The following is a 19,998-nucleotide window of genomic DNA, read 5'->3' as shown; positions in this document are numbered from 1 at the left end:
TCGCAATACGACAAACGCAGTCTTGTTCGTTTATAGGCCACTTACAGATCGTCACTGTGCCGATTTCGTCCTCGCACCTGGGGAAAAATCTCAAGCCATAAGAGCGGTAGCGGTTCACCCTGTAGGCATCTGTCTATTGCCAAAGGGATAACGACCATGGGGCATCAAGCGATCAACTGGCGTGGCGTCTTTCCGGCTGTCAGCACTCAGTTCAAGCCTGACTTTTCTCTGGATCTGGACGCCACTCACCGCGTGATCAGCAATCTCGTGGCGGATGGTGTGTCCGGGCTTGTAGTGTGCGGCACCGTTGGAGAAAACACTTCGCTTACCACGACGGAAAAGCTATCGGTCATCGAGACCGCCAAAGCGGCGGCGGCCGGACGCGTACCCGTGATTGCCGGCGTAGCCGAGTTTACTACCGCCTTCGCGCAGAAGATGGTTAACGAGGCGCGCTTTGCTGGCGTGGACGGTGTGATGGTTATGCCCGCGCTGGTCTACTCTGCCAAGCCCCACGAAACCGCCATGCACTTTCGCAGCGTTGCGACTTCGACCGATCTTCCGGCCATGGTCTACAACAATCCGCCGGTGTACAAGAACGACGTTACGCCGGACATCCTGGCCTCGCTCAAGGACTGTGAGAATATCGTCTGCTTCAAAGATTCCTCAGGTGATACTCGCCGCTTTATTGACCTGCGCAACGCTGTGGGTGATCGCTTCGTGCTCTTTGCCGGCCTGGATGATGTAGTGCTTGAAAGCATTGCTGTAGGGGCCGTCGGTTGGGTATCCGGCATGTCCAATGCGTTTCCCAGGGAAGGCGAAACCCTGTTCCGCCTCGCCATGCAAAAGCGTTTCGACGAAGCCCTGGCGCTCTATCAATGGTTCATGCCCCTGCTACATCTGGACGCCCGCCCTGACCTGGTCCATTGCATCAAGCTCTGCGAAGAGATACTAGGCCGTGGTTCAGCCGTCACCCGCCCTCCTCGCCTGAGCCTCGAAGGGGCTGCCCGTGATGAAGTGAAAGCGATTGTGGACAACGCGCTGACCCAACGTCCTGCACTGCCTGACGTCGCGCTTTAAACTGCGTCGCTGGCAGCCTGCCGAAACTGCCGGGGCGTGAGTCCCGTCAGTGCCTTGAACTGGCGGCTGAAGGCGCTGTGATCGGTGTAGCCGCACTGCAAGGCAATATCGGTGATCGGCATCGTCGTCGCCAGCAATTGAGAGGCTTTTTCCAGACGCACCTTATGGATCATCTGGCGGGGCGTGAGATGAAAGATCCGCTTGCAATAGCGCTCCAACTGAGCCACGGAAAGCTCTGCGATGGCTGTCAGCTCTGCCAGTGTGATCGGACGGGTGTAATGGGCACGAATGTGTTTATCGACCGCCGCAAGCCGTCGATACGCCGGGTGGCTATCCTGCGCGGCTTGCAAGTCATAGGAAATGCCAGCCATGCCCAACACCTGCCCTGAATGCCCTTTCAAGGGCAGCTTGTAGGTCAGACACCACCCTGGCTCACGACCGTTGTAAAAATGCAGCTCAAGCTTGTCCTCGATGATCGCTCCGCGAAGCACCTCGTGGTCCTGCTCGGTATAGAGCGGTCCTAGATTCGCCGGAAAGACCTCAGAGGACGTCTTGCCCAAGAGAGGCGCAACCGTCTTGAACCCACACCGTCTCGCCAACGTCAGGTTGGCTAAGAGGTAACGTGCGTCTAGATCCTTAATAAAGAAGACCACATTGGGAATCGCATTGAGAAGCGGAGCAATCAGCGCAACGCTGTTAAGCAAGGTTTCTAAGTCTTCAGGGCGCTCTGCGGCAAGCCCCTCACACCAGGCTGTCATCTGCTCAGGGGCAAAACCTGGAGCCTGCCTGTCGCGTTCGGCTATAGGAGACATCATCTGAAGCATGAGCACCTCTTATGAGTGGTGGCGCGAATGCGCTCAGGGTATATCCGTCTCTGAGCATGCCATAAGCGTCTCGACCCGTGCAGGGACCAACGGAATACGGGGCTCCGGCAAGGCCCAGCCAAACAATTCGCGAGCCGCCGTGCCACAGACACGTCCCTGGCAGGCTCCCATACCGCACCGGCTCTGAAGCTTTGCCGCATCCCATCCTTGCTCTCCCACCAGAGCAGACAGGGCGACATCCTCGCAGCGGCAAATCAGCGTATCCGCACGGGCCAGTTGCCTGACCTCAGGTCGCAATCTGAAATGCGCTTGCACATGTCGGGCAAACCGCTGCCAACGCTCGCGACGTGTGAACAAAGTCTCTGCCTGTTCAACCTTGTCAATAGCAGCCAATCCGGCGATTTCGCCCTCGATCAACGCCAACTCACTACCGCCAACGCCGGTACATTCACCGGCCGCATAGAGACCTGTCTGACTCGTCTGCTGATAGCGATCGACCGCTACAGCATCACCCTCAAGCTGACACCCAAGATGACTCGCCAGTCCAGTATTGGGCACCAGACCAAACCCACAGGCCAGACGCGTACAAGGTACGACCTTATCACGGCCACTCTGGCGAATACGCACAGCCTCCAGACGATTATCCCCCAAGGCCTCAACGACATAACTCGCCCAGCGGTAGTGAGTCGAGAGCAACCTGAATGCCTGGGTGAGCTTGTCAGGCCAGCGCAGCAACCCGGCACCGAACGATATAACTTGCTGACGGGCCGCCTGTTCATAGACGCCTGCAAGCACAGCGCCGGCCGCTCTGGCCGTTCCGGCAGAAGCCAGCAATAACGGACCGCTTCCCGCTACCACCAGCCGCTCACCTGCCACAGGCGCGCCCCCTTTGATCAAGGCCTGCAACGCTCCGGCACCCGTCACGCCGGGCAATGTCCAGCCCGGAAACGGTAGCAGCAGTTCCCGTGCACCACAGCACAGGATCAATTGCCCATAGTCCAGCCGGTAACCTGACTGTGCATCCTCCAGTAACAAGGCCCCTGGAGCCAACGCAGCCACGATGCGCGCTCCTGCCAAGTACCGAACATTAGGCTGAGATAAAGCCTTTCGATAATTCTGCGCCGATGCAGGTAGTACCACCCCTGGCCCGTCGCGCCATATCTGGCCGCCTAGCCGGGGATTATCATCGATGACCACAATGGAGCGCTGGCTGGCGGATGCAGCCCTGGCCGCTGCCAGACCTGCCGGCCCAGCACCTACGATAGCGATATCGCAAGACAGCCTGTTCAGTCCCGTCATACCGTACGCTCTACCTGCATGCCCTCACGGCACAGCGTCTGGCAGGCCAGCTGCCGGCGACCGTCAATCGTTACCCGACATTCCTGGCAAATACCCATTCCACAAAACGGTGCACGTGGCTGACCTGTACAGGACAGCCGTGCCACCGGTGATTCGCTCAATGCCAGCAAGGCGGCAACCGTCAGTCCGCCCGTAACGACTATAGGTTGCCGGTCGAGATACACCGTGATCATGCCGTTGCCTCCTGGGTGGTGGAAGCCGCATTTACAAAGCGCTCAGGCCGGAACGGAGTGGAATCGAGAGGAATCGCTTCACCCAATAACTGAGCAGCGATCATCCGTGCACTGGCCGGTGCGGTGGTAACGCCCAGCCCTTCATGGCCCAGCGCCAGCCATAGGCCCGGTTGACCAGGATACTGTCCGAGCAAAGGCAAACCATCCGGTGTTGCAACACGAAAACCTGTCCAGCTGCGAATGGCATTCAACTCGCCCAAGCCGGGTAAGTAATACTGTGCACGCGTGAGCATACGACCTAGCACATCGAACTCGACGCGCTTATCCAGGGTATCAAATTGTCGGGATGAGCCGATCAGCAACTGTCCTGTAGGCCTTGGCTGCACATTGAACGCGATGGAGGTTCCATCACTGGCGTGAGCGCTGGCAGCATACCCAAGCTCCACCAGTTGATGGGTGACACAGGCGGGGTATCGATCTGTAATCAGTAAATGGCCTTTCTTCGGCCTTAACGGCACCTCCGGGAGTAACCGGCAAGCACCCAGGCCATTGGCAAGCAGAATAGCGGGTGCCGTCATCCAGAGACCATCGCTCAGGCATAATCGATTACCCTCGACCCGGATGACCTCCTCCTCCTGAACGGTGATTCGATTGCCGTGCTGGCCGAGCAGCCAGCGCGCGGTTGCCGGAGCGTAGAGGATCCCGTCGTCACCCACCTTCAGCGCACCTGCCAGATCAGAGCGCAGCATCGGCTCTAATTGCCGTAGCGAAGAGGCAGTGACCCAACCCGACTGAACGCCATGCTCAGCCAGCCTGGCTTGCTTTGCCTCTGCTAACGCGCGCTCATCACCGTTCGCCGCCAGCCACAGTGTCCCGCAGTTACGATAGGCGCATGCTTCAGGCAAGCGCTCACGCAACGCATTCCAGAGCTCTATGGAATAATGACTGAGCGCAAGCTCGGCAGGATTGTCATCCATGGCAACCAAGTGGCCCATCCCCACGCCGGTAGCACCACCGCTTCGATTGTCGATGACCCGAACGCACAAGCCTCGGGCAGCCAGTTCATAGGCACACATAGCCCCTACGATACCGGCTCCCACGATAACGATATCTGCTGCAGCGGTGCGTGCCAAAAGGCTCACAGCCGAATTCCCCAGGCGAAGGGATCAGCCTCATCAATCAACAACGTGGCCTCGGCGCTGATATGGGCAGTGCCTCGAATAGTGGGAATGATCCGCTCCCCTTCCCACGCATAACTGGCCTCGAAAAGGCTGCCGATCACGCTGGCCTGCCGCCAGAGCTCACCCGGCTGCAGATGCCCATCCGCAGCAAGGCAGGCAAGCTTGGCGCTGGTTCCTGTCCCGCAGGGCGAGCGGTCATAGGCTTTGCCTGGGCAGAGCACAAAATTGCGGCTATCCGCGCATTCATCGCCTCCAAACAGCTCGATGTGATCGATCACACCGCCGTTTTCGCCGCGTACGCCTTGCGCCTCAAGCGCCTGCCGTACTGCCCAGCTGTATTCGGTCAGCGCGTCGAGGTTGTCGCTGTTCACCTGCAGGCCATGATTGGCAATCAGATAAAACCAGTTGCCACCCCAGGCAATGTCACCCCTCACCACGCCCAGGCCGGGCACCTCCAACGGAACATCCTTGCGATAGCGGTACGCAGGTACATTACGCACGCTGACGGAAAGGTCCTCATGCAGCGTTGCCTCTACTGTCCCTACAGGGGTCTCGATCCGGTGCCGCCCTACGTCGATCCGACCGAGATGATAAAGCGATCGCACCAGCCCAATCGTGCCGTGCCCACACATTCCCAAATAGCCGGAGTTGTTGAAAAAAATAACGCCGGTGCAGGCCTCAGGATCGACCGGCTCGCACAGGAGCGCACCCACCAACACATCGCTCCCACGGGGTTCAAGCACGCAAGTAGCCCGCCAGTCATCGTATTCATGCCGCAACAGTTTCAATCGCTCCGCCATGGAGCCTTTTCCCATATCGGGAAATCCCTCGATGACCAAGCGAGTCGGCTCACCGCCCGTATGGGAGTCGATAACCTGGATACGTCTCATGGCGCCACCTCGGCAAAAGAGGCTTATAGCGTGGCGTGTCAACGCAAAATCGGCTTGGTGTTTTTCGCTCGGCGGAAGGACGAAATCAGCACAATTGCCTTGGTAACACTTACGGTAGAAATGTATTACTCGAGCAGTCAGCTAAAATTTATTGCAGCCGCTCTACTCCCAGCTGCCTCAACCGGCTCAGCGTCCGGGCAAAGTCCACGGTGGCATCCCCGGCCAGCTCATCCATAGGCACTTCGCTGGATAGGATCAGAGTCACGCCCCGGTCGTAAGCGATATCCACCAGGTTTAGAAATCGCTGTCGAACGGCATCAGACTGACGCGCCAGGCAATCAAGCCCGCTGACGCCAACGTGTGAAAAATGCTCGACAATCCAGAGGTAATCCAAGGTCGAATGAGGCTGCTCACAGAGGTCGGCAAAATCCAGCCAGATCCGCTCCCCTTCATACGCGCGCACCGAAAGGGGATGATGATTGACGTCCAGGGTAGCGTCAGTCGTAGCGGCAGCAGACAGGTCCAGCAGTGTTTGCAAACGCTTCACACCGCCCGCTGACTCTGGCCAGAGGTAATACCCCCATAGGGTCTGCTCGTCGCTGCGCTGCCGATAATCGACCTTACCGTTGATGGCAAGCACATCGAAGCGCTTTTCGATCAATGCAATGATCGGCTTGAAGCGCTCTCGATACAACGGGTTTGGACACAGGCCCTCCGGCTTGTAATTGGATGTCATCACCAGCCCGACACCCTCATCTACCAGCACCTTGAGCATACGACCCAACAGCATGGCATCGCCAATGTCATGCACATGAAATTCATCAAAGCACAGCAGACGTACTTCCCGAGCGATTTCCCGGGCTACCTGTGCTAGAGGATCGGCTTGGCCGGCATAGTCACGCATCCGCCGCTGCAACTCCTGCAGAAAGGAATGAAAATGCACGCGACGCTTTTCCGTAATAGGGACGGCCGTATAGAAGGCGTCCATGACAAAGCTCTTGCCTCGCCCTACGTCGCCCCAGATATAGACGCCCGCAGACGGCTTTTTAAACCAGGATTTACGATCGGCCAGAAAGCGATCAAGCCAGTCAGCCAGATGCACCAATGCCGCCTCTTGGGCGGCATCGGCCTGATAGTGACGGGCGGCCAGTTCGGCAGCGAAATGTTGCCGAATTAACTCGCCCGCGTTGAGCGGTTCAGATGTAGCCATCAGAAATCGAAAAAGACAGTTTCCTGTGGACCTTGCAGATGCATGTCGAAACGGTAAATCACTTTGCCGTTTTCTTCAAAGCGCTTGGCGATCAGAGTCGGCCTGCGAGGTGGCTCGACAAGGTTGAGCACTGGACAAATCGCATTGGCTTCCGCTTCGTCCTCAAAGTAGATACGGGTCTGCAGATGGATATTGATGCCACGGGCAAACAGCGCCAGATTGATATGCGGCGCCATGGGCCTGCCCTGGCTATCCATCACCTTACCCGGCTTTATCGTTTGCATCGACCACTCACCGGCATCAAAGGTAGTAGCCGTACGGCCAAAGCTGTTGAATGCCTTTTCCGGATGATAAACCGGATCGTAGACACCGTCGTGATTGGCTTGCCAGACCTCCAGAAAGGAATCGCGCACCAGATTGCCGTTGCCGTCAAACACTTGCCCCGTCAGCACGATGTGCTGGCCTGGCGCATCCGGCTTGGCAAGATCATTCCAGATTTCCATGTCACGCGTCGGATTACCAGCTGCGGCCAGCGCAAGACCGATGTGAACGTAAGGGCCTGCGGTTTGTGAAGGCGTCTCTGGCAGAAATGTCGTCGTCATGATCGCCTCCTCACAGGTTCTCGAAATGGGTTTGACGTGCGCCACGCGTCACAATGTCAAAACGGTAAGCCAAGCAGTCCATTGGATTGGCCATGGTCATGTCCAGACGTGCAATAAGTGTCTGCACGGCCTCCGGGTTCGTAATCGACTTCACGATCGGGCAGATCGGTATCAGCGGATCACCTTCGAAATACAGCTGCGTAATCAATCGAGTGGAAATCGAAGGTCCCATGACCGAAACATGGATATGGGCGGGCCGCCAATCATTCACCCCATTACGCCACGGATAAGGCCCCGGCTTGATGGTACGGAATACATAGTTGCCATCATTGTCGGTCAGGGTACGTCCTACACCGCCAAAGTTGGGATCGAGCGGCGCCAGGTAGACGTCGTTCTTATGGCGATACCGTCCACCAGCGTTAGCCTGCCAGATCTCTACATACGTCTTCGGTACGGGCTTACCAAACTGATCGACTACTCGTCCAAACAGGATGATTCGCTCGCCCTGTGGCAAGCCCCCATTATTGAAGTTCAGCAGCAGATCGTTATCATGCTTGCCCAACTGAAGATGAGAAAAATCCGGGCCGGTACGTTCAGAAACCGTTTGCTGAATGCTAACCAAGGCCTGTCGGGGTGAACGGGGTACAGACGACTTATAACCAGGCGTATAGGCATGGGGATGCCAGTTACGGTCACGGGCGACAAAGCGAGTGTCATTGGAATTATTATTCATGGCTTTACTCCACAAAGAGCCTTACCCATCAAAGGGGTTGCCCGGAGTGTGGCGCAATGCCGCAGGCCAGCCAATTGAAATGACGGCAATCATTCATAACCAAATGGTTATGAGGCTGATCGCTCGGCAACCAGCTCGCTGGCGACTTCCCGTAGAACCTCACAGAACCATTGCGCCGCCAGCGGAAGCGTTGCCGTATTATTGCGGCACAAGCCAATCGAGCCACCCGGCTCCTGAACGCCTAGAGACAGCTCAGCCAGCACACCAGCCTTGATGTCGGTCTCCACGGCATCCAGAGGCGCAATCCAGACGGCATCACTTAACAGTACATAGCGCCGGCTCAGCGCTGGCGAAAGCGTCTCCAACCGCTGCGACATCAGGCTGATCCCACACTGCACCAGAAAGCTTTCGGCGTACTGCCGAATTGTGGTGCCCGTCAACGGAAGAACCCAGGGATAGTCCGCCAGTCGTTGCCGGTCAATTCCAGTCGCTGCTTGCAACGGATGACCGTTTCGAACCACCAACGTCATCGACTCGCTATACAGATGCTCGAAGTTCAGGCCGCGGATTTCAGGGTTGTCTGTCATGCGCCCCACCACAATATCCAGCTCACCTACTCTCAGTTTATTGAGTAGATAGGTACTCATGCCTGTCGTAACACTGATGGTGAGCCCGCTGTAGCGTTCGTGGAGTCGCCTGATGACCTCCGGTATAACCAGACTTTCCACTGTCGAAAGTACCCCAACCCGTACTTGGCCACCCTGCATCCCGCCGCTGCGTACCGTATTGACCCCGTCTCGCAATGCCTGGACGCAGGGGCCCGCATAACGCATGAAGGCCTGACCGGCTTGCGTCAGCACTACGCCATTCTTGTCCCGCTCGAACAGGCGCGCCTCAAGAATGCCCTCAAGCTCCTTAAGGGTCTTGGAAATGGCAGGCTGAGAAACCGACACGGCATGGGCCGCCTTGGCGAAACTGCGGTGCTGAGCCACTTCAATAAAGCACAGGAGATGTCGAAATTTAATACGGGTATCGATGTTCATATCGCGCCAGCGTCAGGAGCAGACTGCCATTGTTAACCTCAACCCGTCGGCAAGTCACTCGACCCAACTGCCATACCCGGTAAAATGACCGTCCCACGCCCTGCTGCCAGATAAGCCCCTCAGCTCATGAAGAAAGTGTTGATCGTTCTGCTACGAGGTTACCAGCTCTTCATCAGCCCCATGATTGGCCCACGCTGCCGTTTCTATCCCTCCTGTTCGCATTACGCCATTGAGGCCCTACAGACCCATGGCGCCTTGCGCGGCAGCTGGCTGACCATTCGCCGCTTGCTGCGCTGCCACCCGTTTCATCCGGGCGGTATCGACCCTGTTCCTCCCTGTCATTGCAAAACCCAGGATAAACACTCGAACCGCTGCCATTAATATGAGATCAGCCTAGTTCATCTCCTATTTAAAAGGCAGGCAATTTCACCCTTTAGAGCGATACCCAAGTGGCCCGCCCTGCGCGATAACGTAGTACGAAGCGCTATTGAGGAAATAGCCATGAACGTACTGCAGCGGATCAGTTTGAGGTTTGCGTTGCTGGTTTCATGTCTCGGCTTTTCCATCGAGACGCCCAACGCGGCGGACCTGCTCAATAACTTCGATCTTTCTACGGTCTCGGATGTAGCCGCCCGGCAGGCCCAGGGTTCCCTTGGTCAATCGACTGCCGACCGCATAGCGGCCACCGTTATCCAGCAGGGCAGCGACAGCCAGGCCTTTCTCACCCAAACCGGATTAGGCAGTCAGGCACTTATCCAACAACTCGGTGGAAATCATCAGGCAGCCATGCTGCAAAATGGTACGGAGCTGACCGCTGTCATTCTGCAAAGCGGCCAGGGCCATAACGCTTCTATCATTCAGCGAGGCTCGGCTAATCAAGCCGCTATCCATCAGTATGGCGCCTATAACGAAGCGCTGATCGACCAGAACGGCACCGGTTTACAGGGCAGTATTATCCAGTTCGGAAACAACCAGAGCATCACTGTTCAACAGCGCTAGCGGCTCAATGCCGCTTGTTCATGAAGTCAAAGGAAGATGTCATGTGCAAGGTCCAATCTATTCCTGTGCTCTCTCCCGTTTCCCAGCTGGCAGAGACTTGTTTGACAAAGGCTAGAAAAAACCGCATCCCGCCCTAGCTCACTTCTACAGCTCGCTTACAGGCAATGCTCTGTAGCGTTCGGCTGTCTGCCTGTTAGAGCTGTATGGCTTTTACCCTTCCGATAACTACAAGGAGCACGTCATGTTTATGATGAAACCTAGCGTTGCGGCTGCTTTGCCCAGGCTTGGCCTGCCTGCTCTAGCCGTCATTAATAATGCAAGCCTCAACCAGGCAGGCAACAACGCTTTCCTCCCCGAGAATGAGAAAGCCTATCGTAACCGCATCGACTACGGGCAATGGCAACACGCTTTCCCTGGAGCAGCCAATCGTGCTGTGTCGATCAACACTGCCACGGTAGAGGAGCAGAGAATAAACAATCAGGCCATGCTGACTCAGAGTGGCAATTTTAACGAGTTGGACTATCGTCAGGAAGGCAATGGCACCAGCCAGCGATCACCATGAATGGACAGGAGTTGCGCCGCTCTGTAAAGCAGCGCCTGCTGTTGGCCATACCAGAGAATTAAGTCTTTTTTATTTCGCTTTGATTAAAGTTTCAATCTTTAGATTGATAGCGAAGCGGGAACCCGTCAGCAAAACTTGTAAGTGCTAAACAGGAGTTAGCCATGACCATGTTGCAACGACTGCTTTCTCAAACGGCCCTGGTAGTAAGCTGCCTTGCAGCGCCACTGTATTTGCAGGCTGCTGACCTGCTCGATAACTTCGATATCGCCTCCTCATCGACAGATTTGGCTGGCACACCCGACGTACGTGCATTGGCTGCCGCCTCGGTCAATGGTCTCGTCGCTCAGGTCCAGCAGAATGGCAACAGCAACCAGGCCACCTTGAGTCAGCGAGGGCTTAACTCCCTGGCAACCATTACTCAACAGGGTAATGACCAGCAGGCTTATATTCTGCAGCAAGGCTCAGACCTGGCTGCCGTTATCAAGCAGGTAGGAGAAGCCAATAGCGCACTGATTTCCCAGACCGGGTCAGCAAATGCTGCTGTTATCAGTCAGTACGGCAACGCTAACAATGCTGCCATCGAACAGAATGGTACTGGTCAGCAAGCCAGCATTATCCAATACGGAAACAATCAGAATGCTGTCATTCGCCAATACTGAGCCCAAGGAGCCATCAATGCTTAGCAAAAGCCAGATCAGTTAACGCCTCTTGATGGTAGAGGTTGCCTAGGTATACCGTTCATCGGGCCTAGCCAGCTCTAGATCCGCCTCCTCCGGCAGCCATGGATTAATCCCTCTATGGCTTAAATGCCCCATCTTTTCAATCTTTTGGTTGATACCCAGTTTCGCCTGTACGACCAACAATCCGCACAGCGCTATACAGGGATTAGCCATGAATTCGCTGCAAAGATTGTGCTCAGGACTTGCGCTCGCCTTCTCCGGCATGAGCCTTGTTGTACCGCCGCTCCAGGCGGCTGATCTGCTTGATAATTTCGATATCGCCACGACGACTTCAGACCTTGCCGGCACGCCTGACCCGCGCGCACTGGCAGCTACAGCATCGGCTGGCGGACTGGTTGCTCAAATCCAGCAGAACGGTAACAACAACCAGGCCACCTTAAGCCAACAAGGCCTTAACTCACAGGCGCTCATCTCACAACTTGGTAACGATCAGCAGGCCTTTATCCTTCAGCAAGGGGCTGACCTCTCCGCAGTTATTACCCAGGCTGGTTATGGCAACACGGCTTCCATTACCCAGATCGGCTCGGCAAACGTCGCACTGATCAACCAGTACGGCGCTTATAACAGCGCTTCCATTGAGCAGAACGGTACCGGTCAACAGGCCAGTATTACGCAATACGGTAATAACCAAACCGCAGTGGTACGTCAGTACTGATAACAACGGATGTTTAAACATCACGCATTAGAACGTCGACATTTTCATTTCTCGTTATTGTGATTACTACGAAGGGAATAATCATGCACAGCTTCAAGCCTCTTGCTGCCGCCATCCTGATCGCTCTCAGCTCACACGCCTTTGCTGAGATGAACTCCGCTGAAACTACTCAGGATGGAGACAACAACTCCATTACGACCGAACAAATCAACGGCACTCAAAACAGCAAGAGCATTCAGGAGCAGATCGGTAATGGTAATGCTGCAACCCTGACCCAGAGCGCTGCCCTGAATAGCACTTCCTATCAGTACCAGGACGGATCAAATAACGTTGCCAACACTGCGCAGGAAGGCAGCGACAATTACTCGAGCATCTATCAGGAGGCTCAGGAGAGCAGCCAGGTAGCCGTAACACAAACTGGCGACACTAACTCGTCTACGGTTTATCAGTTGACCGGCAACGACAACCAGGCTCAGGTTATCCAGCTGGGTAACAACAACGTAGCTGAAGTCACCCAGGGTGGCGGCGCTGCTTATGGCATGTCCAGCAGCAGCGTGGCTACCATCAACCAGAATGGCAACGACAACTCCCACATCATAAACCAGGATGGCTATGCCCATCAGCTGAGCGCTACCGCGACCGGCAATGGCAACCAGGCTGAAGTGACGCAAAGCGGTATGAACACTTCTGCAACACTGGCCCAGACAGGCGATAACAACGCCATTACCCTGACCCAGACAGGCGACGGCCAAACAGCGACCGTTACTCAGGACGGCACTGCCAATACCGTGGCCATGGTCCAGGATGGGTACAGTGGTCCAGACTTCGCCACCATCTCCCAGCGCGGCGATAACAACGCCATTACCAGCTTCCAGGATGGCAAGTTCAACGAGTTGTATTTTGATCAGAACGGCACAGCCAACACGCTGAACGTGTCCCAGATTGGTCGTGGCAACAACCTGACTGGCGCCACCTCAGGCACCAACAACTCGGCTGATGTGAGCCAGAAAGGTGATAGCAACTACACCAGCGTTACTCAGGGTGGCAGCGACAACATCGCTACCGTTCAACAGCTGGAATCGCAGCTGGCCGCCAATGCAGTGGTCTATCAGTCCGGTGTAGCTAACCAGGCCGCTATTACGCAGCGTGGTGAGTTTGCCATTGGCAACTCTGCAACCATCTCGCAGACGGGTACTGGCAACAGCGCTGTCATTACCCAGCAGTAAGCGCTTGCATCTGAGCAGTATCCTGGACGCCCTCATTTAGAGGGCGTCTGCACAAGGAGGTCAAAGATGCGCTACTCTGATCTCCAGCCTGTTCAAATGATCGTAACGTAGACTGACATGCCTGGACTCTTCGCCCTGCCTATGACTGCCATGTTACTTGCCGCCTCGACTCCACCTGTAGAGGCCAATCTGAACCTGAGTGCAATTTCACCACAGCAAGCCTCCATAGAGCTCTGTTTCAAAGGCAGCGGGCAAGCCGTACGGTTTGAGATGATTGTTCAGGCCAGTGGCAAAGCCGGCAATAACCGATCCCGCCAAGCTGGTGAGGTCAAGGCAAGCGAAGATGGAGCCTGCCCTGTACGTAACAAACTGGGCTTCGCCCCTCAGACAATGGTCAGTGCTCATTTGAAATGGTGGGTCGATGGAGTTGAGCAACCCGAGGTCCATAAGCAACTAGGCGACTCTCTGGAAGAAAACAAAGACACCCGCGCCTAGACACGCAGCGAGTATTATTGCTTCAGCAACCGCAACGTTTGAGCGTCCTCCTGGCCATTGAAATACTTGATCAACGCCGCCTGATAAGGGCTCTGCTCTCCTGCAACGTGTGCGAATAACGTCATTGATGAATGAAATTTCAAATCGTCAGGATGACCAAAAACCTGCGCTACCGACGCCCCTTCCAGGCTATTCACAATCTCACAACACGTTTTCAGCCGATTCCCTAGAAGCTCATGCTCAAGGTAGGCAGTAGCTTCATCCAGCCCGGATACGGCATACCGCCTCGCCATGGCGCTATGCCCAAGTCCTTGCAACTGCGGAAATACGAACCACATCCAGTGGGTACGTTTATGACCTGAGCGGAGCTCTGCAATCACTTGTTGCCAAACAGTCTCTTGAGCGCTCACGAAGCGTTGCAAATCATGACGATCTGACATGTGGATTACCGTGAGCGCTGCGCCTGTGGATCCTCTGGCTCGTTGAATTTGGTACGGCGCTGCTCTCCCCCCTTCTCATTCTGGGACTTGTTCACCTCACCTACCTTGCTGGCTTCCTCGGGCGTTTCCGCCGTGCTGCGCTTCGCATGCTCGTCGGCCATGATGCACCTCATTGATTCAATACGTACTGCTTAGGCAATATCCTCAGCCAGTAGTGCCCAACAGTTGACGAGCAAATTCAGTCATCGAAACCCACCTGCTCATGCATTTCATCCACTTTCATTTCCAGGCGGTAGGCCAGAGCAATGAACAGTGCCTGGCAAAGGCATAGCGTTGCGCTCAGGGAACGAAAAGCGAATGCACTGCCCTCGTTGACCAGCAACAATGCGCTGGCTCGCTTGGCCAGGGGTGACAACTGGCTGTCTGTAATGATGAGCGTCTTGGCTTGATTATGCTGAGCGATACGTACGCACTGCTGGCTTTCCTTGCCATAAGGCGTAAAGCTAATGGCTACGATGAGGTCGTTGGCTCGGACGCTACGCATCTGTTCTCGATAGCTACCGCCAAGGCCAGACACGAGATGAATACGCTTGTTGGTGTGTTGCAGGTTATAAACAAGGTAGTGCGCTACCGCAAATGAACGACGAACCCCCACTACATAAATGTTCTCCGCATTGACCAGCAGGTCGACCGCTTTCTCGAACGCCTGATCGTCCAGCTCTTCTCCCAATCTATCCAGTCCTGAACGTGTGGCACTAATGCATTCACGCGCCAAATCGCTTCCGGCAGCCGGTTGAGACTTGTTGGCAATCATTCGTCGGATACGCTGCTGATAATTCTGGACAGGTGTTGCCTTATGCGTATAAGCCTCACGAAACAGGGATTGCATTTCACTGAAGCCTTTGAAGCCGAAACGCTGAGAGAACCGTACGATTGCCGAAGGGTGTACTTCGCATTGACGGGCAATATCGCTAATACGATCAACCATGACACGATCACTTTGCTGGCTCATGTATGCCGCTACACGCTTGAGCTGACGAGGCAGAGACTCGTACTCTGCCGTAATCATCTGCTGCAGAGTTTCCACACTAGCAGGCGCTACAAGGGAAGAGCTTGAAGAATCAGTAGTAAGCATTTCGAATCCTTTAGATGAATCGTTACAGCAAGCACTTAACGAAACCAGACGCCAACGTAATCGAAAATGCTTTCATTCTTCAGGAATATCTGCAAAAGAAAGGAATTTAAAGGCGGCTCGCTTCGTTGTCATACGGCGGAATATCAGCTTAGAACACAAGATTATTTTTCTAAACATAATTTTTTAGAAAAATAATTTATTGACTTATTCTGGACTAGATTATCGCTGTACAACCAGCTGAACAGGGGCCAGCCGTACTTCAAATGCTGTAAAAAAATACAGCTGACAATAAGGCTCGCTTTGCGCACGTCTCCAAAGCTGTTTTGAAGTCGATAAAGCCAAATGCGAAACTGAATACTTAGGTTCCACCGCACGCATCAGCGCATAAGTTATGCACCGCATATCGCGCAGCACTGCATCAGAAACAGGCGCTGCTGCTTTTACAGTGATACGCGTAAGCTGCTCGCCTGTAGTCTCTACTGACATGTCAAAGCTGGACGCGCCCCGAGCGGAATATACCCACCCGGCCTCATCCTTCATTGGGTGTGGCGCTCCCAGCATCAGGGCTTTGCAGCTAGGCAGCACCGCTAAATAGGCAGGAATTCTCCGTTCGAGCTGCGCCTTGTCCAATCCAAGAGACAAAGGCGCAGCCTCACTGACCGTCGCTAAGACAATACTGCCAAGAAGCCACACCCCTAGCCAGTTTAACAATGACATATCAGGCGATAGTGTCGACAACACCACCATCAACACGCAACGCGGCACCCGTTGTCGCTGAAGCCAGAGGAGAAGCTGTGTAGACAACCAGATTAGCGACTTCCTCTGTAGTTGCTGCACGCTGGAGAATGGAGCTAGGCCGGTTTTCCCTTACAAAATCAGCGGCCACCTCCTCTAGAGTCTGACCAGTACGCTCGCTCGCCTCCTTGAGCATCTCCGCTACGCCTTCAGAAAGCGTTGGACCTGGCAGAATGGAATTAACTGTCACGCCTGTACCAGCCATCCGTTTGGCCAATCCACGCGCCACGGACAGGTTGGCTGTTTTGGTAAAGCCGTAATGAATCATGTCGGCCGGAATATTGAGCGCTGATTCAGAAGAAATAAAGATTACGCGCCCCCATTGCCTCGAGACCATGCCAGGCAAATATTCCCGAGAGAGCCGAACGCCAGACATCACGTTGACCTCGAAAAACTCCGTCCAAATATCATCGCCCGTTTCAAAAAAGTCTCGAGGCCCGTATATACCCGTGTTGTTGACTAGAATATCAACCTCAGGCTCAGCAGCTTTCAATACAGCACATCCGTCAACGCTCCCGACATCCGCAACCACTCCACGTAACGTCGCATCCGGTACGTACTGCTGCAGGAGACTAACCGCCTTGTCTACTGATGGAGCCGATCGACCGTTTATAACTACAGTCGCTCCTGCCTGAGCCAATCCTTTCGCAATAGCGAAACCAATACCACGAGTAGAGCCGGTTACGATTGCCGTTTTTCCAGAAAGATCAATCTGCATGAAAAATCTCCAGACACGTTAAAAGAGCCAATGAGCACAATGGCTAGTCCATTATTCGAGTCTGACGAAAAATCCAGCGCAAAGGTCCCTAGCGCTGCTCAGGCTGTTGCAGCGTTCATGGCTGCTTTGAGTAACTCACGACCCTCCAACGATCCTAAGGCTTCAACGACACCGGGAGTAAACACGATCTGAATCTCATTGTCGCTGGTCTTCCAGCGCTCTAGAACCAATAGGGTCGCCTTTGTACCGTTGCGATGCATCAATCTCAAAGAGGCCTTTTGCAAGAAACTCAGCTGGGCCTCTAGCTGCTCTTGATCTTCTAGGCTGTCAGATTTGATCGAGACGACATTGCTGCTCAACGGTGCGATCTCCAAGTCAGAAACAGATGTGGTTGTTTGCTCCAGCATAAAGCCGAATCGTCCAGCCCAATTGAACGCAGGATAAAACTGTCCTGATGTTCGGCAGCTATAAATGGTCGCATAAGACAAAAAACAGATTCAAACACTTCGGATGGATGTCACCACACTGCTAGTTCATGAGTCTTACCAGCTTATACACTGGCTAGCAGATTAGAGGTGCTAAAGGTTTCTACAGCAATGATGCTAAAAGAAGCCGATAAAGAATGATGAGGCGTTTGCTGAAGTGCTGATTGCAGAACCGTTTCCAGCCTGGCGATGTTACGTTGGCTACAAGGCCTAAGCGGCCCAAGAGGCTCAACAGCGGCTATTACGGTAGGAGAAGGATCATTGGTAACATGATGCAATTACAATGGATCAGTCGGCTCGGCGGCGATCCTCTTTTTCTTCACGGGCACGTCGCCATGAGGCCATATCAACCACACGCGGGTCATTGAGCATTGGCGCTTCAGGTACCGCATAAGGGGCAAATTCAATAAGCCCTAAGCGGTAACCAAACAGCACTACCTTACCTGCCAGACGCTGCTCGCCAGTAGCGGTAAATTCAAAATCATAAACGCGAGCAAACCGCTTGAAGCCTTTAGCATCCCGCATAAAAGAAAACCGGCGGAACGCTACATTCTCATCCAACAGCTCTACATCACGCTTGCGACAATGCTCTTTAGCCAAAGCGAGCGCACGCTCACGCAAACCATGGGAATGCCATAGCCAGGCGCAGGCTGAGGCCACCAGAAGAAATCCAAAAATGTTACCTAAGGTCAGCATGAATAATCACCTAAACCAAGCCGTCCCAAGCGCTTCAATACCAAGAAAGCCATTCAGCCCCTGCTAGTTTATTGCTTAGCCCCAACGCCCATCGAGGGTGCCTCAGGTTCATGTAGCAAACGTATGTTGTCACGCTCGCTCTTATACAAGCTTAGCGGAGTAATTTCCTTTGCGCGCAAAGGCGCCTGCTGTTGGTTCCACACGTAATAGAACACATTCAATGCCAACAGGAAAACGAAAAGCCATCGCATATTTATGAGTCCACAGGGCAAGCCAAGGCCAAACCGTCAAAGACCAGATCAGGCACAACACGAGAAGTGGGAATAACGTCTTTTACCAGCTCAGCGTCTCCCCCTGTGAGAAAGACAGCAAAATCAGCCCCTAGCAGCTCAAGGGCTAAATCATATTGCGTCCTCACAAATCCGCGGAGCATATACACGCATCCGCCCTCAACAGCATGCATCGTATTTCTTCCAGGCAGAGGATGCCCGTTAGTGGCCTCAAGTTCTGGGTTATAGCGAATTCGACGAGTATGCGTCTGCAATTCTCGACGCATGAGCGGAATCCCCGGACAGATGAAGCCACCCGCATGCTGTCCAGTCTGATCAACAAAGTCTGAAGTAACGGCGGTTCCCAGATCAATCACGACACATGCTTTGTTACCCGCCAGCTTAAAGCCGCCTAAAAGGGCAAGCCAACGATCCATCCCCAGTCGTTCGTAGTCTGAATATCCATTCTTTACACCAAGAAACGATGCTACGGGTTTTGCCTGCTGACATGAAAAACCAAACGTGCTGTCTAGCCGTTCAATTAAGCCTGTAGTTTCCAGATCGCTACGAACGCTGACAAGCCGACCATGGCTGAGGGAGAGGCTCTCATAAGATTCAAGCGTTACGAGCAGCTCATCATCAGAATGAGCGATACCGCTGGCAACAACGCCATCAATTTTAGATAGGACGCGCCATTTGATCAGACTGTTGCCGCAGTCAAGCTCAAGAATCATTACGTAATCTCAAACTGAGCTCACCGCCATTAAAAGACTTTTCGTAGCCATTAACATTTAATCTAAGTGATCCATCCAATCCAACACCCAGCACCTTACCTTCGATTTGATTGGCACCGGCAGAAAGAATCACCTCTCGTCCCTGCCATAAATGATTGGCTTCCCACGAATCCTTCAATGCAGCAAAGCCATGTGACTGATGCAGTTTCAAGCAATCACTTAACTCATGCAACACATTAGAAGCTAACTGGTTTCTATCAACGGGCCTACCGAGCGCCTCATATAAGGAAATCCATGGTTGATCGATATTGTCTGCATTTCTCATATTTACATTCAAGCCAATGCCGATAATTGCTGTACAGCTATCAGCAGGATCACCTGACAACTCGATGAGAATGCCAGATAGCTTGCGCCCAAACAGGAGAATGTCGTTAGGCCACTTCAAACCAGCATCAACTAAGCTCAGCTTTTTTAGTGCTGAAACAACCGCAAGCCCTACTACCAGACTCAATCCTTCAAGCTGCTTGATACCACCATGAATGGTAACAGCTGCTGTCAGGTAGAGATTTTTTGCATATGGACTAACCCAGGCCCTTCCCCGACGCCCTCTGCCAAAGGTCTGGTGCTCAGCCAACAGCACGAAAGGCGCGTGGCCACGCTGCCCCATGACACGCCGCAGCGCCTCAGCATTCGTAGAGTCAATCGTATCCAGGATTTCTATTGGCCACTCATCAAAGTCTATCCGGCTATTTGCCAGCAGATTGAGAGGTTCAGCGAGACGGTACCCTTTTCCAGGTACTTTAAAAAAAGATAAACCTGTACGTTGTTCTATTCCTTGCAGCTGCTTCCAGACGGCACTACGGCTAACACCTAGAAGCGCCCCCAACTCTTCTCCGGAATGAAACTGACCATCAGCAAGGCATTCAAGTAGTAGGGAAACAGCCATATTTTTTATCC

Annotated in this window: 26 protein-coding genes; 8 read left to right on the top strand and 18 right to left on the bottom strand. The window is 54.0% G+C overall.

The genetic code is table 11. The features are described 5' to 3' along the window. The first annotated feature begins 156 nt into the window (after positions 1–156). Positions 157–1,077 carry a dihydrodipicolinate synthase family protein gene (locus tag PLU01S_RS17750; RefSeq protein WP_074825069.1) on the top strand — a complete coding sequence of 307 codons (921 nt, stop codon included), beginning with the start codon at positions 157–159 and terminating at the stop codon, positions 1,075–1,077. Here PLU01S_RS17750 and PLU01S_RS17745 read toward each other — a convergent pair. From PLU01S_RS17745 to pcaQ, 9 genes are all read right to left on the bottom strand, one after another. Next, positions 1,074–1,835: an AraC family transcriptional regulator gene (locus PLU01S_RS17745; protein ID WP_139208758.1), complete on the bottom strand. Its 762-nt coding sequence runs from the start codon at positions 1,833–1,835 to the stop codon at positions 1,074–1,076. The genes PLU01S_RS17750 and PLU01S_RS17745 overlap by 4 nt on opposite strands. Before the next feature lie 99 nt (positions 1,836–1,934). Continuing rightward, positions 1,935–3,200 carry an NAD(P)/FAD-dependent oxidoreductase gene (locus tag PLU01S_RS17740; protein ID WP_074825078.1) on the bottom strand — a complete coding sequence of 422 codons (1,266 nt, stop codon included), beginning with the start codon at positions 3,198–3,200 and terminating at the stop codon, positions 1,935–1,937. Continuing rightward, complete coding sequence (locus PLU01S_RS17735; RefSeq protein WP_019364288.1) at positions 3,197–3,433, bottom strand: 2Fe-2S iron-sulfur cluster-binding protein; 237 nt, start codon at positions 3,431–3,433, stop codon at positions 3,197–3,199. Before PLU01S_RS17735 ends, PLU01S_RS17740 begins: the two co-directional genes overlap by 4 nt. Then, a complete protein-coding gene (locus PLU01S_RS17730) occupies positions 3,430–4,566 on the bottom strand; it encodes an NAD(P)/FAD-dependent oxidoreductase (protein WP_074825186.1) in 1,137 nt (378 codons plus the stop codon). The genes PLU01S_RS17735 and PLU01S_RS17730 overlap by 4 nt, the downstream gene beginning before the upstream one ends. Before the next feature lie 5 nt (positions 4,567–4,571). After that, positions 4,572–5,504, bottom strand: coding sequence for a 4-hydroxyproline epimerase (locus PLU01S_RS17725; protein ID WP_074825081.1), 933 nt, complete (start codon positions 5,502–5,504; stop codon positions 4,572–4,574). Between the two features lie 148 nt (positions 5,505–5,652). Then, positions 5,653–6,714 (bottom strand): cell division protein ZapE, encoded by a 1,062-nt coding sequence (gene zapE / locus PLU01S_RS17720; protein WP_074825084.1) that lies wholly within the window; start codon positions 6,712–6,714, stop codon positions 5,653–5,655. Then, positions 6,714–7,316: a protocatechuate 3,4-dioxygenase subunit alpha gene (gene pcaG, locus PLU01S_RS17715; protein ID WP_074825087.1), complete on the bottom strand. Its 603-nt coding sequence runs from the start codon at positions 7,314–7,316 to the stop codon at positions 6,714–6,716. Before pcaG ends, zapE begins: the two co-directional genes overlap by 1 nt. A 10-nt stretch (positions 7,317–7,326) precedes the next feature. Beyond that, positions 7,327–8,049 carry a protocatechuate 3,4-dioxygenase subunit beta gene (gene pcaH, locus PLU01S_RS17710; protein WP_074825089.1) on the bottom strand — a complete coding sequence of 241 codons (723 nt, stop codon included), beginning with the start codon at positions 8,047–8,049 and terminating at the stop codon, positions 7,327–7,329. A gap of 107 nt (positions 8,050–8,156) precedes the next feature. Then, the gene (gene pcaQ, locus PLU01S_RS17705) at positions 8,157–9,092 is read right to left on the bottom strand and encodes a pca operon transcription factor PcaQ (protein WP_074825094.1); all 936 of its coding nucleotides are present in this window, start codon (positions 9,090–9,092) and stop codon (positions 8,157–8,159) included. A 126-nt stretch (positions 9,093–9,218) separates the two neighbouring features. Between pcaQ and yidD the strand changes: the two genes are divergently transcribed. The 7 genes from yidD to PLU01S_RS17665 all read left to right on the top strand — a co-directional run bounded on the left by yidD (position 9,219) and on the right by PLU01S_RS17665 (position 13,769). Next, complete coding sequence (gene yidD, locus PLU01S_RS17700; protein WP_010795482.1) at positions 9,219–9,473, top strand: membrane protein insertion efficiency factor YidD; 255 nt, start codon at positions 9,219–9,221, stop codon at positions 9,471–9,473. 120 nt (positions 9,474–9,593) lie between these two features. Next, the gene (locus PLU01S_RS17695; protein WP_074825097.1) at positions 9,594–10,091 is read left to right on the top strand and encodes a hypothetical protein; all 498 of its coding nucleotides are present in this window, start codon (positions 9,594–9,596) and stop codon (positions 10,089–10,091) included. 241 nt (positions 10,092–10,332) lie between these two features. Then, positions 10,333–10,653 (top strand): hypothetical protein, encoded by a 321-nt coding sequence (locus PLU01S_RS17690; RefSeq protein WP_074825101.1) that lies wholly within the window; start codon positions 10,333–10,335, stop codon positions 10,651–10,653. Positions 10,654–10,814: 161 nt separating this feature from the next. Then, a complete protein-coding gene (locus PLU01S_RS17685; RefSeq protein WP_074825107.1) occupies positions 10,815–11,312 on the top strand; it encodes a hypothetical protein in 498 nt (165 codons plus the stop codon). A gap of 232 nt (positions 11,313–11,544) precedes the next feature. Continuing rightward, positions 11,545–12,048: a hypothetical protein gene (locus PLU01S_RS17675; RefSeq protein WP_026003746.1), complete on the top strand. Its 504-nt coding sequence runs from the start codon at positions 11,545–11,547 to the stop codon at positions 12,046–12,048. An 83-nt stretch (positions 12,049–12,131) separates the two neighbouring features. Then, positions 12,132–13,274, top strand: a complete 1,143-nt coding sequence (locus PLU01S_RS17670; protein WP_074825115.1) for a hypothetical protein — start codon at positions 12,132–12,134, stop codon at positions 13,272–13,274. 141 nt (positions 13,275–13,415) lie between these two features. Next, positions 13,416–13,769, top strand: coding sequence for a hypothetical protein (locus PLU01S_RS17665; protein WP_233432137.1), 354 nt, complete (start codon positions 13,416–13,418; stop codon positions 13,767–13,769). A 14-nt stretch (positions 13,770–13,783) separates the two neighbouring features. On the opposite strand, the gene PLU01S_RS17660 is transcribed toward PLU01S_RS17665, so the two are convergent. The 9 genes from PLU01S_RS17660 to birA form a co-directional block, all read right to left on the bottom strand. Continuing rightward, positions 13,784–14,209, bottom strand: coding sequence for a DUF1810 domain-containing protein (locus PLU01S_RS17660; RefSeq protein ID WP_074825118.1), 426 nt, complete (start codon positions 14,207–14,209; stop codon positions 13,784–13,786). A gap of 5 nt (positions 14,210–14,214) precedes the next feature. Beyond that, positions 14,215–14,370 carry a hypothetical protein gene (locus PLU01S_RS25775; RefSeq protein ID WP_010795490.1) on the bottom strand — a complete coding sequence of 52 codons (156 nt, stop codon included), beginning with the start codon at positions 14,368–14,370 and terminating at the stop codon, positions 14,215–14,217. Positions 14,371–14,447: 77 nt separating this feature from the next. Continuing rightward, positions 14,448–15,344, bottom strand: a complete 897-nt coding sequence (locus tag PLU01S_RS17655) for a MurR/RpiR family transcriptional regulator (RefSeq protein ID WP_074825121.1) — start codon at positions 15,342–15,344, stop codon at positions 14,448–14,450. A gap of 219 nt (positions 15,345–15,563) precedes the next feature. Beyond that, on the bottom strand, positions 15,564–16,097 hold the full coding sequence (locus PLU01S_RS17650; protein ID WP_139208752.1) for a hypothetical protein: 534 nt from the start codon (positions 16,095–16,097) through the stop codon (positions 15,564–15,566). Beyond that, positions 16,063–16,857, bottom strand: coding sequence for an SDR family NAD(P)-dependent oxidoreductase (locus tag PLU01S_RS17645; RefSeq protein WP_074825128.1), 795 nt, complete (start codon positions 16,855–16,857; stop codon positions 16,063–16,065). Before PLU01S_RS17645 ends, PLU01S_RS17650 begins: the two co-directional genes overlap by 35 nt. A 98-nt stretch (positions 16,858–16,955) precedes the next feature. Beyond that, a complete protein-coding gene (locus tag PLU01S_RS17640) occupies positions 16,956–17,264 on the bottom strand; it encodes a hypothetical protein (protein ID WP_074825130.1) in 309 nt (102 codons plus the stop codon). 366 nt (positions 17,265–17,630) lie between these two features. Beyond that, positions 17,631–18,038 carry a DUF3301 domain-containing protein gene (locus PLU01S_RS17635; RefSeq protein WP_010795495.1) on the bottom strand — a complete coding sequence of 136 codons (408 nt, stop codon included), beginning with the start codon at positions 18,036–18,038 and terminating at the stop codon, positions 17,631–17,633. Positions 18,039–18,291: 253 nt separating this feature from the next. Continuing rightward, positions 18,292–19,041 carry a type III pantothenate kinase gene (locus PLU01S_RS17625; RefSeq protein ID WP_074825136.1) on the bottom strand — a complete coding sequence of 250 codons (750 nt, stop codon included), beginning with the start codon at positions 19,039–19,041 and terminating at the stop codon, positions 18,292–18,294. Next, the gene (gene birA, locus PLU01S_RS17620; RefSeq protein WP_074825139.1) at positions 19,031–19,987 is read right to left on the bottom strand and encodes a bifunctional biotin--[acetyl-CoA-carboxylase] ligase/biotin operon repressor BirA; all 957 of its coding nucleotides are present in this window, start codon (positions 19,985–19,987) and stop codon (positions 19,031–19,033) included. The genes PLU01S_RS17625 and birA overlap by 11 nt, the downstream gene beginning before the upstream one ends. Positions 19,988–19,998 lie beyond the last annotated feature (11 nt).

It is taken from the genome of Pseudomonas luteola NBRC 103146, assembly GCF_002091675.1.
Classification (GTDB): Bacteria; Pseudomonadota; Gammaproteobacteria; order Pseudomonadales; family Pseudomonadaceae; genus Chryseomonas; species Chryseomonas luteola.
The sequence above is the reverse complement of the archived record's forward strand: the minus strand, read 5'-3'. Positions and strand labels throughout refer to the sequence as shown.

Bases quoted from the DNA above. Each gene is read 5' to 3' on its own strand.
- PLU01S_RS17750 (WP_074825069.1), top strand. From the start codon at position 157: ATGGGGCATCAAGCGATCAACTGGCGTGGCGTCTTTCCGGCTGTCAGC.
- PLU01S_RS17745 (WP_139208758.1), bottom strand. From the start codon at position 1,835: ATGACAGCCTGGTGTGAGGGGCTTGCCGCAGAGCGCCCTGAAGACTTA.
- PLU01S_RS17740 (WP_074825078.1), bottom strand. From the start codon at position 3,200: ATGACGGGACTGAACAGGCTGTCTTGCGATATCGCTATCGTAGGTGCT.
- PLU01S_RS17735 (WP_019364288.1), bottom strand. From the start codon at position 3,433: ATGATCACGGTGTATCTCGACCGGCAACCTATAGTCGTTACGGGCGGA.
- PLU01S_RS17725 (WP_074825081.1), bottom strand. From the start codon at position 5,504: ATGAGACGTATCCAGGTTATCGACTCCCATACGGGCGGTGAGCCGACT.
- zapE (WP_074825084.1), bottom strand. From the start codon at position 6,714: ATGGCTACATCTGAACCGCTCAACGCGGGCGAGTTAATTCGGCAACAT.
- pcaG (WP_074825087.1), bottom strand. From the start codon at position 7,316: ATGACGACGACATTTCTGCCAGAGACGCCTTCACAAACCGCAGGCCCT.
- pcaH (WP_074825089.1), bottom strand. From the start codon at position 8,049: ATGAATAATAATTCCAATGACACTCGCTTTGTCGCCCGTGACCGTAAC.
- pcaQ (WP_074825094.1), bottom strand. From the start codon at position 9,092: ATGAACATCGATACCCGTATTAAATTTCGACATCTCCTGTGCTTTATT.
- yidD (WP_010795482.1), top strand. From the start codon at position 9,219: ATGAAGAAAGTGTTGATCGTTCTGCTACGAGGTTACCAGCTCTTCATC.
- PLU01S_RS17695 (WP_074825097.1), top strand. From the start codon at position 9,594: ATGAACGTACTGCAGCGGATCAGTTTGAGGTTTGCGTTGCTGGTTTCA.
- PLU01S_RS17690 (WP_074825101.1), top strand. From the start codon at position 10,333: ATGTTTATGATGAAACCTAGCGTTGCGGCTGCTTTGCCCAGGCTTGGC.
- PLU01S_RS17685 (WP_074825107.1), top strand. From the start codon at position 10,815: ATGACCATGTTGCAACGACTGCTTTCTCAAACGGCCCTGGTAGTAAGC.
- PLU01S_RS17675 (WP_026003746.1), top strand. From the start codon at position 11,545: ATGAATTCGCTGCAAAGATTGTGCTCAGGACTTGCGCTCGCCTTCTCC.
- PLU01S_RS17670 (WP_074825115.1), top strand. From the start codon at position 12,132: ATGCACAGCTTCAAGCCTCTTGCTGCCGCCATCCTGATCGCTCTCAGC.
- PLU01S_RS17665 (WP_233432137.1), top strand. From the start codon at position 13,416: ATGACTGCCATGTTACTTGCCGCCTCGACTCCACCTGTAGAGGCCAAT.
- PLU01S_RS17660 (WP_074825118.1), bottom strand. From the start codon at position 14,209: ATGTCAGATCGTCATGATTTGCAACGCTTCGTGAGCGCTCAAGAGACT.
- PLU01S_RS25775 (WP_010795490.1), bottom strand. From the start codon at position 14,370: ATGGCCGACGAGCATGCGAAGCGCAGCACGGCGGAAACGCCCGAGGAA.
- PLU01S_RS17655 (WP_074825121.1), bottom strand. From the start codon at position 15,344: ATGCTTACTACTGATTCTTCAAGCTCTTCCCTTGTAGCGCCTGCTAGT.
- PLU01S_RS17645 (WP_074825128.1), bottom strand. From the start codon at position 16,857: ATGCAGATTGATCTTTCTGGAAAAACGGCAATCGTAACCGGCTCTACT.
- PLU01S_RS17640 (WP_074825130.1), bottom strand. From the start codon at position 17,264: ATGCTGGAGCAAACAACCACATCTGTTTCTGACTTGGAGATCGCACCG.
- PLU01S_RS17635 (WP_010795495.1), bottom strand. From the start codon at position 18,038: ATGCTGACCTTAGGTAACATTTTTGGATTTCTTCTGGTGGCCTCAGCC.
- PLU01S_RS17625 (WP_074825136.1), bottom strand. From the start codon at position 19,041: ATGATTCTTGAGCTTGACTGCGGCAACAGTCTGATCAAATGGCGCGTC.
- birA (WP_074825139.1), bottom strand. From the start codon at position 19,987: ATGGCTGTTTCCCTACTACTTGAATGCCTTGCTGATGGTCAGTTTCAT.